Source organism: Pantoea coffeiphila (assembly GCF_016909495.1).
GTDB classification, from domain to species: domain Bacteria; phylum Pseudomonadota; class Gammaproteobacteria; order Enterobacterales; family Enterobacteriaceae; genus Erwinia; species Erwinia coffeiphila.
In genome coordinates this window covers 32809-46525 of sequence record NZ_JAFBFW010000007.1, presented here as the reverse complement: position 1 = coordinate 46525, position 13717 = coordinate 32809, and the positions used below count along the sequence as shown (strand labels likewise).

Sequence of the window (13717 nt, the reverse complement as noted above, 5' to 3'; positions counted from 1 at the left end):
GGAGTTCTGAGTATCGCGCATCGGCAAAACATCGTAAACCGGCCGTGCGGTTGAATCATGTTAGTCGTCGGCCAGCTCCCCTGCCGGTGGCACCACCCGCACCAGATGGATCATCAGGTACAGCAGTTCGTCGCTGGTCAGGGTCACCTGCAACAGATTCAGCACATACTCGGCGATCAGCTGACTGGCGCGATAGTGGTCGGGGTACTCGCCGCGAACCTGTTCAAAGATAAAATCGTCTTTGGTGGCGATCTGCCGCCGTTCGATCATCCGCTGGATGAAGAACTGCAGGTGGGTCAGAAAACGCTGATAGTTCAGCGAGTCGCGATCGATCTCCACGCGAAAATGATATTTGATGATGTTAAAGATATCTTTCAGCATCTTCACCGACAGCAGCGTGGATTCCATATTCAGCACGTCGGTTTGCCCGTTCACCAGATGGAAGGCGATATTGCCCGCCTCCTCTTCCGGCAGGGTGATGGACAGCCGCTGATTCAGCGTGTTGACCGCCTGCTGTGCCAGCGCGAATTCACGCGGATAAAAGCGTTTAACCTCAAACAGCAGCCGGTTCTGGATGGCAATGCCCTTGTGGAAACGCTCAATGGCAAAGCTGAGGTGATCCATCAGGGTGAAGAACAGCTGCTCGCTGAGGCGACCGTTCAGCCCGACGTTAGCCTGGTCGATCAGCGACTGCACCAGCGGCGGCAGATATTCCGGCGAATTCTCAATCACCCGCAGATAATCGCGTGCGGCCTGGCTGTTCTGCACCGCATAGATTTTCTCAATTTTCTGCGGATCGAGAACGTCGCCGGGCCGGCTGCTGAAGCCCAGCCCTTTACCCATCACAATCACATCTTCATGGCCGGGGGTACTGGCTAACACCAGACTGTTATTCAGTACCTTCACTACCGTCATTTTTTCCATTGTTGCCACCCGGCCATTGTCTGCTGCGTGTTGTTTTACAGGCTCTGCCCGTTGCTGGCAATCACCTGCTGATACCAGCCGAAGCTCTGCTTGCGAATGCGCTTCAGATCTTTCAGATCGTGCTCGCCGCGATTAACGTAGATAAACCCGTAGCGTTTGCCGTAGCCCTGATGGGTGCTGACCACATCAATCGCCGACCACGGACAGTAGCCGATCACCTCAACGCCATCCGCCAGCGCCAGCTGAAGCTGCGCAATATGCTGGCGTAAAAAGTCAATGCGGTAGTCGTCGTTAATCACCTCACCCGCTTCCAGCTCGTCCGGCGCGCCGATGCCGTTTTCGGTGATCAGGATCGGCAGGTTGTAGCGCTCCCAGGTTTTGCGCAGCGTCAGGCGCAGCCCCACCGGATCGACCACCCAGCCGTATTGGGTTTTGCCAACGAAAGGATTTTCCGCCGCGCGATACACGCCGGGTTCGCCCAGCATAATCTGCTGATCCCCGGCGCGGGCGCTGATATCCGAAGCGTCGCCACGGCTGGCGGCGATGGTGGCCGTGGAGTAGTAGTTGATTGCCACGTAGTCCGGCCTGCCCTGCAGCAGGATCGCCGCATCCCCTTCCGCAACCTCCGGCGCAATATCGCGGTCCAGCAGGTAGCGCCAGGCCAGCGAGTTGTAACGGCCGTGCACCGCCACGTCGAGGAAATTCCAGCCGCGCAGGGTTTCCCAGTTATGCGCCGCAATGGCGTCTTCCGGTTTACAGGTTTCCGCATACATCGACGTGGTGTTGATCGCCGGGCCGATTTTCGCCGTCGGCAGCAGGCGGTGACAGAGCGCCATCACCTGCGCCTGGGCCAGCATCATATGGTGGTTCTGCTGCCACAGCGATTTTGCCGTGGGCATTACGCCGCCCTCCGGCAGGCCAATCGCCCCCGGATGGAGGATCATGGTGTTCTGTTCGTTGATGGTCAGCCAGTAGCGAACCTTTTCGCCAAAGTGCGTAAACAGCGTACGCGCGTACTCCACGAAGGCGTCGATGGTTGCCCGGTTGTTCCAGCCGCCCTGCTGCTCAAGGCACCACGGCAGATCGAAATGGTACAGGGTGACGATCGGTTCAATGCCGTGGCGGTTCAGCTCATCGATCAGCCGTTCATAGAACGCCAGCCCGGCCGGATTCACTTCCCCGACGCCACCGGGGAGGATGCGCGTCCACGCAATCGAGAAGCGGTAGGCCTTCAGCCCCAGCTCGGCGAAAAGCGCAATGTCCTCCATCACGCGATGATAGTGATCGCTGGCCACGGTAAAATCCGCCGTTTCCGCCGCGTGCTGACACATATCAATCACCGACGGGCTTTTGCCGTCTTCGTTCCACGCGCCCTCAACCTGATAGGCCGAGGTCGAAGCGCCCCATAAAAAATCGGCTGGAAACGGTGCTGTCTGACGATAAATCATGCTGTGGTCTCTCCGTGTTGACTGTTCAGGGCCAGCAGATCGGCCCCCGTGGCGATCTGGCCGTCAGCAAGGGCTTCAACCGCCCGATACCCCTCGCTGTTGACCACCAGTACCGGGGTGATCGGGTCATAACCGGCGGCAATAATCGCCGCCAGATCGAAGCTCACCAGTTCGTCACCCGGGCTGACGCGGTCGCCAACCTGTAACGAAGAGGTGAAGTGCTGACCGGCCAGATTGACCGTATCAATACCGATATGAATCAGAATTTCTGCCCCCTCATCCGATTTGATGCCCACCGCGTGCTTAGACGGCAGGAAGGTCACCACTTCCCCCGCTACCGGGGAGAGCAGCACGCCGCGATCCGGGATAATCGCCACGCCCTGGCCCAGCAGGCCGAGGGAGAAGACGTCGTCCGGCACCGAGGAGAGCGGCACAATACGGCCGCTGAGCGGGCTGCGCAGCGTTTCCGACTGCAGGTGAGCCGCTGTCGTAGAGCTGGCCTGTCCCGATTCGGCTGTAGCGGAACCTGATACTGCTGCCCTGGACACCGGAGATGCTCCGCTAACGGCAGGTTTCGCCCCGGCTGAAGGGGTGCCATCAGAAGGCGATAAATCATCCCCCCCTTCCGGCTGCGGATCGTCAAAGCCGAGGAACCAGGTCAGCGCAAAGGTCACCACGATGGCGATGGCGCAGGTGATCAGCGCATGCACGATATTCATCGGATTGTCGCCGATAAATGCGGGCAGCGCGGCCAGGCCCGGCGAAACAAACGCATAGCGCACAACGCCGCTCAGCCCGGCATAAATTCCGGCGCAGCCGCCGCCGATCATCGCGGCAATCAGCGGGCGCTTCAGCTTCAGCGTTACGCCGTACAGTGACGGTTCGGTGATCCCCAGCAGCGCGGTGAAACCGGCGGAAGACGCCAGCTGCTTCAGATCTTTATTTTTAGTTTTCAGCGCCACACACAGCGTCGCCGCACCCTGCGCAATGTTGGAAGCCAGCATGCCGGGACCGTTGATGGTTTCAAAGCCCTGGCGGGTCAGCTGGGCGGTGGCAATCGGCGTCATCGCCCACGCGGTGCCGGTGATCACCAGGAAGGGTTGCAGACCGCCCATCAGCATCGGGATCAGCCAGCTGGCCTTACCGTTAATCACCGCCGCGCCCGCAGCGACCAGATCGTTAAGCAGGATGCCAAACGGCCCCACCACCACCAGCGCCAGCGGTGCCGTCACCAGCAGAACAATCATCGGCTTGATAAAGAACACCAGCATCGACGGCGAGACTTTCTCCGCGAAGCGCTCCACCCACGACATCAGCCAGACGGTGAAAATAATCGGCAGCACCGAACCGGCATAGTCCGCCAGCCGCACATCAATGCCGATAAAGGTAATGTCGCCACCTTTTGCCAGCATTTGTGCCAGGTTCGGGTGCAGCAGCGCCCCGGCGATGGTCATCGCCAGAATCGGGCTACAGGCAAATTTAATCGCCGCGCCGTAGGCCAGCAGCACCGGCAGGAAGAAGAACGCGGCGTCAGCAATGGTATCCAGCAGCTGATAGGTGGTGCTGCTGGCACTGATTACCCCGCAAAGCTTGAGGATCGCCAGCAGCGCCTTGATCATCCCCGCGCCGGTAATTGCCGGGATCACCGGGGTGAAGGTGGTGGAGATCACGCTGATAATCTGGCTGAAGATGCCGCTTTTTTTCGCCGCCGTGCTTCCGCCAGCGGGCTGCGCGTTCAGCGTGCCGATTTCCGACATCAGCGTGCGATACGTTTGCTGCACCTGATTGCCGACCACAATCTGAAACTGGCCGCCGCTTTCCACCACGCCGATCACCCCCGGCAGTTTTTCAATCGCCTGCGCGTCAACTTTGGCGCGATCGTTGAATTCCATGCGCAGCCGCGTCGCGCAGTGGGTGAGCCTGCTGATGTTGTTTTTGCCGCCGCCGAGCGACAGGATTTGATGGGCGAGCTGTTTATAATCCACTGTTTTCCCCGGAAAAAAACCAAAAAAAAAGACCAAAATAAAAAATGCGCCTCGCGGTGGAGGAGCATTTTTATTTTGGTCTTGCCTGCTTTACCAGTGACACGCCTTAATAAAAATCACGGCAACCTGTAAAGCTCGTTGCGTGGCGATTATCAGCAGAGCCGGTGCAGGCTGGCAATCTCCGGAATGCAGTAATGCGATCTGGCTCGCAACTTTCACTTCACACCGCACCTCCTTTGCCGCCTTCTGGAAATTTCTGACCGCTTTCATGTGATTGCGATCAAATTCTGGAAGGTTGCGATTGACAATACTGCCGCTAAAAAATAGCGTAGCGGCATTCTGATATCGATTTCATACATTATGACTGCAACCATTAAAGATGTGGCAGAGCACGCCGGACTGTCGGTCACTACCGTCTCGCGCTTTCTGAACAATCACCCTTACATCTCCGAAGATAAGAAAGTGCGTATCCTCGCGGCGATGAAGGCGCTGGACTACGAGCCAAGCACCGCCGCCCAGCAGATGCGCGGGGTGAAGTCGCACCGCATCGGCATTCTGGTGTCGCGGATCACCAACCCCTTTTTCGCCAATCTGGTGGATGCACTGGAGGTAACGGCGCGCAAAAACGGCTATTCGGTGCTGATCGTGCAGAACCACGATAGCGTGGGGGAAGAGGCCAACTGCCTCGACCTGCTGAAGAAAAAGATTATTGATGGCCTGATCCTCTGCTCGGTGGAGAGCGATAAAGCGGTGCTGGAAAAATATCAGCAGCACGGCCCTATTCTGCTGTGCAACACCCGCGTGGACGGTTCGACTCTGCCGGTGGTGCGGGTGGATGATGAAGAAGCAACGTTTAGCGCCATCGGCTATCTGCTGGAACAGGGTTACCAGAAAATCGCCTACTGCACCGGCGGTGATTTCCTGCAAAAAGGCCACGGCGAGCGCCGTAACCGGGGCTTTCTGAAGGCGATGGCGGTGGCGGGCAGAACCGTTGATGACGCGCTGATTTTCCGCAGGCTGCACACCTACAAAGACGGCATCCGCCTGGCGGAACAGCTGGCGGCGCTGCCCCCTTCCGCACGGCCCGACGTGGTGTTTACCGGCAGTGACGATGTGGCCTGCGGCCTGGTCACCTGGCTGACCAACCATGACATTCGGGTGCCGCAGGATATCGCGGTGGTCGGTTTCGATAACCTGCCGGTTTCCGAAATGGTCAGCGTGCCGATTACCACGGTGAACCAGCCGGTAGACAAGCTGGGGCAGTTCTCGGTGGAATATTTGATTGCCCTTATCGCGGGTAAACCCTACCGCTACAACAGTGACGATCTGAAAGCGGAACTGGTGCTCAGAAAGTCGGCGTAAATTTTTTTATCACAATGTGGTATCGATACCACATCACAGAGGTGGACATGTTAAAGCAGCAAGCAGGCCAGGATAATCGCTGGTGGAAGGAATCCGTGATTTACCAAATCTATCCAAGGAGCTTTAAGGACAGTAATAACGACGGGATTGGCGATCTGCCGGGGATTATCGAAAAGCTGCCCTATTTGCAGTCGCTGGGCGTGACGATGCTGTGGATTTCGCCGTTTTATCTGTCGCCGATGGCCGATAACGGCTATGACATCGCCGATTACTACGCGGTGAACCCGGAGTTCGGCGAGATGCGCGATGTGGATACGCTGATCGACAAAGCCGCCGAGCTGGGGATTAAAATCATGATCGACCTGGTGGTGAATCACACCAGCGATGAGCATCAGTGGTTCCGGCAGGCGCTGGCCGATGCGGATTCCCCCTATCGCGATTATTATCTGTTCCGCCCGGCGGTCAACGGCCTGCCGCCGAATAACTGGCGCTCGATTTTCGGCGGCAGCGCGTGGGAAAAAGTGCCGGGGGAAGAGACGTATTACCTGCACGTGTTCCACAAGAAGCAGCCCGACCTGAACTGGGAAAATCCGCAGATGCGCGAGGCGATTTACCGGATGATTAACTGGTGGCTGGAGAAAGGCGTGGCCGGATTCCGCGTGGATGCGATTACCTTTATCAAGAAAGATGCCGACTACGCCTCCGTGCCGGTCGACGGCGTTGACGGGCTGGGGTCGATCAAAAGCAAGGCGCGCAACCGCCCCGGCATTGACGTGTTTCTGAACGAGCTGAAGGAAAACACCTTTGATAACTATGCCTGCGTTACCGTCGGCGAAGCGCCGGGCGTTCCCTATGCGGAGTACGGCCAGTTTATCGGCAAGAACGGCTACTTCGATATGATTTTTGACTTCCACGCGGCGGATATCGATGTGGAAAACGGCTCGGAGTGGTTCCGCCGCCGCGACTGGACGGTAGCCGAGTTTCGCGAGGCGCTGTTCGACAGCCAGAGCGCCTTTGCGCAGTGCGGCTGGGGCACCAGCTTTATTGAGAATCACGACCAGCCGCGAGCGCTGTCGAAACTGGTTCACCCGGATTATCAGAACGATATCGGGGCGAAATGCCTGGCGGCGATGTACTTCTTCCTGCGCGGCACGCCGTACATCTATCAGGGCCAGGAGCTGGGCATGACCAACTTCTGCCGCAGCGATATCAGCGAATTCGACGATATTTCCAGCATTGATAACTACCATCGCGCGCTGGCGGAAGGCTTCTCCGAGCGGCAGTCGCTGGCGTTCGTCAATCACCGCTCGCGGGACAACTCGCGCACGCCGTTCCCGTGGGACAACTCGGTGAACAGCGGATTTAATCAGGGGGCGAAACCCTGGCTGGCGCTGTCGGCAGAGGATGCACTGATTAACGCCGCCGCGCAGCAGCAGGATGCGGATTCGGTGTTTGCCTTCTACCAGCAGCTGATTCGCCTGCGCAAAGCGTATTCCGATGCGCTGATCTGGGGCGATTTTATCCCGCTGGAAACCGCCTCGCCGGAAATCATCAGCTATCAGCGCCGCACGGCGAGTGAATGCTTTACTTCTGTCACTAACCTCAGTCACCACGCAGTTGATTATAAAATACCGGAGGGCGATATTATCGTTAATAACTATCCGCAGCTCAGCTCATCATTAAAGCCTTATCAAAGCATTCTTATTAAGGGAACCACCCAACATGAATAAATATAAAAACATTGCCGTTGAACTGGTGAATATCATTGGCCGGGAAAATATTATTTCTGCAACCCATTGTGCCACCCGCCTGCGATTACAGATAAAAGATCGCGGCCTGATAGACGATGAAAAAATAAGAAACGTCGATGAAGTCAAAGGCGTATTTTTCAACTCGGGGCAATATCAGGTTATTCTCGGCACCGGAATTGTGAATAAGGTTTACGCCGAGTTTATGCAGGCGTTTAATATCAGTGAAGTCAGCAAGGATGAAATGAGCCGCCAGGGCAGCAGCTCACTACAGGCGGGTATCCGCCACCTCTCGGATGTGTTTGTGCCGATCGTACCGGTGCTGGGTGCAACGGGCCTGTTCCTCGGGCTGAAGGGCGTGCTGTTTAACGATACGGTGCTGGCGTGGTTTGGTGCCAGCACCCTCGCTCTGCCCGCTTCGGTGACCACCCTGATGACCGTGCTGTGCGATACGGCGTTTGCGTTCCTTGCGGCGTTTATCTGCTGGTCGGCGTTTAAGAAGTTTGGCGGTACGCCGATTATCGGTTTCCTGATCGGGCTGATGCTGGTTTCCCCCGCCCTGCCCAACGCCTATTCGGTGGCCTACGGTAACGCGCAGCCGATTTATCTCTTCGATTTTATTCCGCTGGTCGGCTATCAGGGATCGATACTGACCGCGCTGATCACCGGCATTATCGGTGCGAAGCTGGAGAAGGTTTTCCGCCGGATTATGCCTGACTCGATGGATCTGATCTTCACCCCGTTCCTGGTGATCCTCTGCGCCGTGGCGATTGCGCTGCTGGTGCTCGGCCCGCTGGTGCACGGCTTTGAGCACTATGCGGTGATGGCTATCCAGCAGTTCCTCGCGTTGCCTGCCGGTATCGGCGGTCTGCTGATCGGCTTTATCTATCCGATTGCGGTGATGACCGGCATGCACCATATGTTCATAATGATTGAAACCTCGCTGATCGCCGGTACGGGCTTCAACCCACTGATTACCGTCTGCGCGATGTACGGCTTCGCCAACGCCGCCGTGTGCCTGGCGATCTCCCTGAAGTCGAAAAACGTGGCGTTTAAGACCGCCGGGATCTCGGCAACCGTGACACAGCTGCTGGGCGTTTCGGAACCTGCGCTGTTTGGTATCGTCATGCAGTCCGGTATGCGGGCCATTGCGGTAATGCTGTGCAGCTCGGCGCTGGGCGGCATGGTGCTCTCCCTGTTGTCGATTAAAGCGAACTCCTACGGGTTGGCGGTACTGCTGTCGCCGCTGATGTACCTGTATGACCGCTATCAGTTTATTACCTATATCACCGTCGGCGTGGCCGTGGCCGTCTTCGCCTTTATCTGCACGCTGCTGTTGGTCAGGGTGGATAATAAAAAACGATAATAAATCGCAGACCGCTGCCATAAACCCTTTGCCGTAATCCTTTGCTGTAAACCTTATTAATGGCAACCCCTATGCCCTGAATACTGATATTCGGAGCAGGGTGACTCACAGGTATAAATGATGAAAATAGCACTTCTTACTTTCTGTACCCTGGCCTGTACTTTACCTGCGCACGCAGCTGAATTAACCCTGGCGGAAATTAACGCCCGACTGGAAAAAGTCGAGGCGGAGCTCAAACTTTCACAAAATAAATTAACGCAGGCTGAAAATAAAATAGCCGTCGCGGAGAAACGAGCCAGCGATGCGGAATTAAAAAATAAAAATAGCAAGAGTGATATTATTAGTGACGATACCGAAATTAAATTCGGCGGCTACGCCCGCACCGGCATCCTGAGCGGCAAACAGGGCACCACCACCACCGTCGGTCCTTCACTGACGCCCGCGGGCAGCACCGGCGGCAGCGTGGGCCGCCTGGGTAACGAAGCCGACACCTACGTCACCGCCGACTTCGACTACAAGCGCCACTACGCCAACGATTCGAGCTTCCGCTACTACATGAAAATTGCCGAGTGGGACAAAACCTATAACACCGACAGCGCGTTTAACGGCCAGATGAACCTGCGCCAGGCGTTTGTGGAGATGAGCGATCTGCCCACCTTCACCGGCGCATTCAGCGGCTCAACGCTGTGGGCGGGCAAGCGCGAGGACCGGGACAACTTCGATATCCACTGGCTGGACTCGGACATGATGAACCTGATCGGCACCGGTGCGGGGATTTACGACGTGAATTTCTTCGGCGACGTGAAAACCAACCTGTCGGTTTACGGGCGTAACTTCAACGACATCGACGCGATGGAAAACGTTGAATACAACAACATGACCGGGGCCGATAATACCTTTATCCAGAACTACACCTTCTCGCTGAACAACCGCGTCGGCGGCTGGCAGTGGATGCTGAACGGCCTGTACTCGAAGGAGAACGACAAGCGGATCAACGACGGTCTGGCGCAGGATAATGCCGCCTCGCACGGCTTCAACACCATGCTGGCGTGGCACGGCGACAGCTTCTACGGCCTTAACGAAGGTTCGACCAAAACCGTGCTGCTGTACGGTAAGGGGCTGGGGGCCGAGGTGCGCGGGCCGGGATCGGATGGCTATCTGATCGACGATGCCTGGACGGTGAAGTTCGCCACCTACGGCATGACCCGGCTGAGCGACAGGCTGAGCATTGCCCCGCTGCTGGTGGCGCAGAGCAGCAACAGCCGCTACATCGAATCCGACCACTATGACTGGGTTACGCTCAACTCGCGGCTGATTCAGGAGATCAATCAGAACTTTGCGCTACAGTACGAGGCCAGCTATCAGTATATGGACATCGATCCGAAGGGCTTTAACGGCAATAAGCCGGTGTCCGGCAGCTACTACAAGCTGACCTTCGCGCCGACCTTTAAAATGCAGAACGTCACCGACTTCTTCGAGCGGCCGGAGATCCGTTTCTTCGTCACCTGGATGAACTGGGACAAAAATCTGGATAACTACTCTTCAACCGATACCTTCGGCAACGCGGGCTATCACAGCGGCGGTTCGCTGATGTTCGGCACCCAGCTGGAAACCTGGTTCTGAGGTTAACCCGCTAACGGGGCTGAGTTCAGTTCATCAGCCCCTTCATCGCGGCAATAAATTCCTCCGCCGGGCGCGACCCCAGGCTCCGCGCCGTGACCGCCGCCATAACCGAAACCTCAAGCGACGGGCGGAAAGGCCGCACCGCCAGCCCCCGGGTATCGATCTCCAGCAGCGAGAAGCGATCCACGATGGTCACACCGCCGCCGTGCTTCACCAGATTAATCGCCATGCTGTAGCGGTTGGTTTCTACCGCCGCCACCTGCCGCTGGCGAAACTCCGGCACCACCTCGGCAATCATCGCCACCAGCCGGGTATCGGTAGTGATAAAGATCAGCTCGTGCGGGGCAATGTCCTGCCAGTTCACTTCCACCTGCTGCGCAAGCGGATGCCCTTCCGGCAGCACGCAGACCATTTCCCCTGCGCTCACCCGCAGCGGATCGTCCGGCGCGCCGTGGCCCGGTTTAACCACAAAGCCAAGATCGTAGCGCCCCTCTTCAACCGCCTGTTCGATTTCATGATTGACGCACATATCGACCACCACGCCGAAGTCCGGGAACGCCTCGCGAAAGCGGGCCAGCGCCTGCGGCAGCAGGTTCAGCGCCAGCGCCGGGGTGGCGCACACCCGCAGCTGCCCGACGCGGTAGCGGCGCAGATGTTCCACGAAGCGGTCGAACCGCACCCGATCCTGATGCACGCGCAGCGCTTCCTCATACAGCTGGGCGGCCTCTGCGGTCGGCTGCATCTTGCCGTTATAGCGGTCGAAAAGGCTGAAACCCATCTGCTGTTCGGTCAGGGCCAGGCTTTTACTGACCGAGGGCTGGGACATGGCTAACTGCTGTGCGGCGGCGGTAACCGAACCCGACTGGACCACGTGGATGAACACTTCCATCTGCTTCGGCGTCATGAATAAACCTGCTAACGATATGCGTATTATGCATTTGGGATATATGCACTACGGGTTATAGAATCCATAATTATATTCACTCAGGAGTATAAAATGAAACTTTTTACATCACGTTTGATGTCGGCGTTTTTGCTGATACCAGGGTTCTTTTTCGGTCAGGCTTCGGCGGCGGATGCCGTCAGCATTGACACCATTCTGCCTTCCCACACGCTGCGCGTGGGCGCGGTCAACGCCCCGCCGTGGTATCAGAAGGATCTGCTGACCAATCAGTGGGTCGGACTGGTTCCCGATGTGGTGCAGGCGCTGACTAAGGGCACCGATATTAAAATCGAGTACGTCGATACGCAATGGGGCACCGCCGTGGCCGGTTTGCAGTCGGACCGTTTCGATATTTTAGGCGGCTTTAATAAAACGCCGGAAAGAGCCAAAGCCGCCGACTTTACCCGTCCAATGGGTTCACACCAGATGGGCATTCTGACCCTGCAAAAAGAGACCAAAAAGTTCGAAAAGTGGGACACCATCAACAGCCCGGACGTGAAGCTGGCGGCGATTGACGGCTCGGCGGCGGCAACGCTGCTGCAGCCGCAGGCGCCGAAAGCGCAGTGGATCATCGTACCGGACAGCGACAATATGCTGCTGCAGATGGAGAGCGGCCGCGCGGATGCGGTGGTCAACAACGATATCCAGATGGCGCAGTACGTCAGCAAGCGGCATCAGGGTACGGTGATTATCCCCACGCCGGTGAAAGAGCAGCCGACCAATATCGGCCTGCGCCAGCAGCGCCCCGAGCTGAAGGCCTGGCTGGATAGCCGTCTGGAACAGCTGGAAAAAGACGGCACGCTGAACGCCATCTGGAAGAAATACACCCTGTCGGCGACGCAGAAGTAATGCGTAATAACGTCTCTGCACCGCTGCTGGTAGTCGACGGGCTGAAAAAGTCCTTCGCCGGAAATACCATTATCGATGATGTCTCCTTCGAGGTTCGCCCCTCGGAGGTAATCGGGCTGATTGGCCGCAGCGGCGCGGGGAAATCCACGCTGCTGCGCTGCCTGAATATGCTGGAAACGCCGGACGGCGGCTATATCCGGCTGGCGGATGAGGAGATCGGCTTTCAGGGCACGTCGCGCAGGCCGGTTAGCCGCCGGGTTCTCGCCCGCCAGCGCGCCAGAATGGCAATGGTGTTTCAGCATTTCAATCTGTGGCCGCACCGCACGGTGCTGCAAAACGTCATTGAAGGCCCGGTACAGGTACTGAAGCAGCCGAAACAGCAGGCCAGCGCCCGCGCCATGCAGCTGCTGGAACGGATAGGGCTGGCCGATAAGGCCCACAGCTTCCCGGTGCAGCTTTCCGGCGGGCAGCAGCAGCGGGTATCTATCGCCCGCGCGCTGGCGATGGAGCCGGAGGTGATTCTGTTTGATGAACCGACCTCCGCGCTGGACCCGGAAACCGTCGGCGAAGTACTGGCGGTGATTGCCGAACTGGCTAAAAGCGGCACCACGCTGATTGTGGTGACCCACGAAATGCGTTTCGCGCTACAGGTGTGCAGCCGACTCTTGCTGCTGGACGGCGGCAGGCTGGTCGACGAAGCCACGCCGCAGCAGATCTGGGCGGACGATAGCCATACGCAGATCCGTAATTTTATGACCCTTTCCGGGGTGTCTGCGGAGGACATTCTCTGATGCCGGTTTATCACTGGGATTTCTCCGTCCTGCTGCAATATCACGCCATTCTGCTGGACGGCATGCTGATGACCGGCAAAATCGTCGCGGCATCGGTCACGCTGAGCATTATCGGCGGTATGATCCTCGCTCCGCTGCGCGGTGCGTCCAGCCGTCTGGTGCGCTTCCCCGCTCAGGGGCTGATTGAAGTGGTCCGCTCCGTGCCGCCGCTGGTGCTGATCGTCTGGGCCTACTACTGCCTGCCGATCCTGTTTGGCCTGACCTTCTCCTCCTACTGGACCTGCGTGCTGGCGATAGCACTATATGGCAGCGTGTTTTTTGCCGAGATCTTTCGCTCAGGTTTACAGTCGGTCGATCACGGGCTGGTGGAAGCCGGGCTGTCGGTGGGCATGACGCCGCTGAAGGTGCTGCTGCGCGTGACCGGACCGGTGGCGTTTTTACGCATACTGCCCGCATTTGTCAGCCAGTGCGTGATGTCGATTAAGAACTCGGTGCTGGCCAGCTATATCGCCACCGGCGAACTGCTCTATCAGGGGCAGAGGCTCAGTACCGCCACCTTCCGCCCGCTGGAAACGCTGACCTTTGTCGCCCTGTTCTTCGTGGTGACCATTCTTCCCCTTTCCCTGCTGGCGAGCTACGCCGAGAGAAAGATCCGTACCCGCTATTTTAAACGTTAAT

At 57.7% G+C, this 13717-nt stretch carries 11 protein-coding genes; 7 read left to right on the top strand and 4 right to left on the bottom strand.

Annotation, left to right across the window (positions count from 1 at the left end):
- Positions 1-60: 60 nt before the first annotated feature.
- Genes licT through JOE09_RS21055 form a run of 3 tightly spaced genes read right to left on the bottom strand, consistent with a single transcriptional unit; the run spans position 61 to position 4357 of the window.
- Complete coding sequence (gene licT, locus JOE09_RS21065; protein ID WP_205067314.1) at positions 61-915, bottom strand: BglG family transcription antiterminator LicT; 855 nt, start codon at positions 913-915, stop codon at positions 61-63.
- Between the two features lie 44 nt (positions 916-959).
- Positions 960-2372, bottom strand: coding sequence for a glycoside hydrolase family 1 protein (locus JOE09_RS21060; protein WP_205067179.1), 1413 nt, complete (start codon positions 2370-2372; stop codon positions 960-962).
- Positions 2369-4357 (bottom strand): beta-glucoside-specific PTS transporter subunit IIABC, encoded by a 1989-nt coding sequence (locus JOE09_RS21055; RefSeq protein ID WP_205067178.1) that lies wholly within the window; start codon positions 4355-4357, stop codon positions 2369-2371. Before JOE09_RS21055 ends, JOE09_RS21060 begins: the two co-directional genes overlap by 4 nt.
- Before the next feature lie 360 nt (positions 4358-4717).
- On the opposite strand from JOE09_RS21055, the gene JOE09_RS21050 reads away from it, so the two are divergent.
- The 4 genes from JOE09_RS21050 to JOE09_RS21035 all read left to right on the top strand — a co-directional run bounded on the left by JOE09_RS21050 (position 4718) and on the right by JOE09_RS21035 (position 10456).
- Positions 4718-5719, top strand: a complete 1002-nt coding sequence (locus JOE09_RS21050) for a LacI family DNA-binding transcriptional regulator (protein ID WP_205067177.1) — start codon at positions 4718-4720, stop codon at positions 5717-5719.
- Positions 5720-5766: 47 nt separating this feature from the next.
- Positions 5767-7449, top strand: coding sequence for an alpha-glucosidase (locus tag JOE09_RS21045; protein ID WP_205067176.1), 1683 nt, complete (start codon positions 5767-5769; stop codon positions 7447-7449).
- Positions 7442-8833, top strand: coding sequence for a PTS transporter subunit EIIC (locus JOE09_RS21040; RefSeq protein ID WP_205067175.1), 1392 nt, complete (start codon positions 7442-7444; stop codon positions 8831-8833). The genes JOE09_RS21045 and JOE09_RS21040 overlap by 8 nt, the downstream gene beginning before the upstream one ends.
- Before the next feature lie 117 nt (positions 8834-8950).
- On the top strand, positions 8951-10456 hold the full coding sequence (locus JOE09_RS21035) for a carbohydrate porin (RefSeq protein WP_205067174.1): 1506 nt from the start codon (positions 8951-8953) through the stop codon (positions 10454-10456).
- Positions 10457-10481: 25 nt separating this feature from the next.
- Here JOE09_RS21035 and JOE09_RS21030 read toward each other — a convergent pair whose 3' ends face one another.
- Positions 10482-11360 carry a LysR family transcriptional regulator gene (locus tag JOE09_RS21030; protein WP_205067173.1) on the bottom strand — a complete coding sequence of 293 codons (879 nt, stop codon included), beginning with the start codon at positions 11358-11360 and terminating at the stop codon, positions 10482-10484.
- Positions 11361-11453: 93 nt separating this feature from the next.
- Here JOE09_RS21030 and JOE09_RS21025 point away from each other — a divergent pair, with 93 nt between their 5' ends.
- Genes JOE09_RS21025 through JOE09_RS21015 form a run of 3 tightly spaced genes read left to right on the top strand, consistent with a single transcriptional unit; the run spans position 11454 to position 13716 of the window.
- Positions 11454-12248 carry a substrate-binding periplasmic protein gene (locus JOE09_RS21025; protein ID WP_205067172.1) on the top strand — a complete coding sequence of 265 codons (795 nt, stop codon included), beginning with the start codon at positions 11454-11456 and terminating at the stop codon, positions 12246-12248.
- On the top strand, positions 12248-13039 hold the full coding sequence (locus JOE09_RS21020; RefSeq protein WP_239553231.1) for an amino acid ABC transporter ATP-binding protein: 792 nt from the start codon (positions 12248-12250) through the stop codon (positions 13037-13039). The genes JOE09_RS21025 and JOE09_RS21020 overlap by 1 nt, the downstream gene beginning before the upstream one ends.
- Positions 13039-13716: an amino acid ABC transporter permease gene (locus JOE09_RS21015; protein ID WP_200561090.1), complete on the top strand. Its 678-nt coding sequence runs from the start codon at positions 13039-13041 to the stop codon at positions 13714-13716. Before JOE09_RS21020 ends, JOE09_RS21015 begins: the two co-directional genes overlap by 1 nt.
- Position 13717: the final 1 nt, after the last annotated feature.

What these genes read in the sequence shown, in the direction of transcription:
- licT (WP_205067314.1), bottom strand. Translation starts at nt 915, where the DNA reads ATGACGGTAGTGAAGGTACTGAATAACAGTCTGGTGTTAGCCAGTACC.
- JOE09_RS21035 (WP_205067174.1), top strand. Translation starts at nt 8,951, where the DNA reads ATGATGAAAATAGCACTTCTTACTTTCTGTACCCTGGCCTGTACTTTA.
- JOE09_RS21040 (WP_205067175.1), top strand. Translation starts at nt 7,442, where the DNA reads ATGAATAAATATAAAAACATTGCCGTTGAACTGGTGAATATCATTGGC.
- JOE09_RS21050 (WP_205067177.1), top strand. Translation starts at nt 4,718, where the DNA reads ATGACTGCAACCATTAAAGATGTGGCAGAGCACGCCGGACTGTCGGTC.
- JOE09_RS21015 (WP_200561090.1), top strand. Translation starts at nt 13,039, where the DNA reads ATGCCGGTTTATCACTGGGATTTCTCCGTCCTGCTGCAATATCACGCC.
- JOE09_RS21020 (WP_239553231.1), top strand. Translation starts at nt 12,248, where the DNA reads ATGCGTAATAACGTCTCTGCACCGCTGCTGGTAGTCGACGGGCTGAAA.
- JOE09_RS21025 (WP_205067172.1), top strand. Translation starts at nt 11,454, where the DNA reads ATGAAACTTTTTACATCACGTTTGATGTCGGCGTTTTTGCTGATACCA.
- JOE09_RS21030 (WP_205067173.1), bottom strand. Translation starts at nt 11,360, where the DNA reads ATGACGCCGAAGCAGATGGAAGTGTTCATCCACGTGGTCCAGTCGGGT.
- JOE09_RS21045 (WP_205067176.1), top strand. Translation starts at nt 5,767, where the DNA reads ATGTTAAAGCAGCAAGCAGGCCAGGATAATCGCTGGTGGAAGGAATCC.
- JOE09_RS21060 (WP_205067179.1), bottom strand. Translation starts at nt 2,372, where the DNA reads ATGATTTATCGTCAGACAGCACCGTTTCCAGCCGATTTTTTATGGGGC.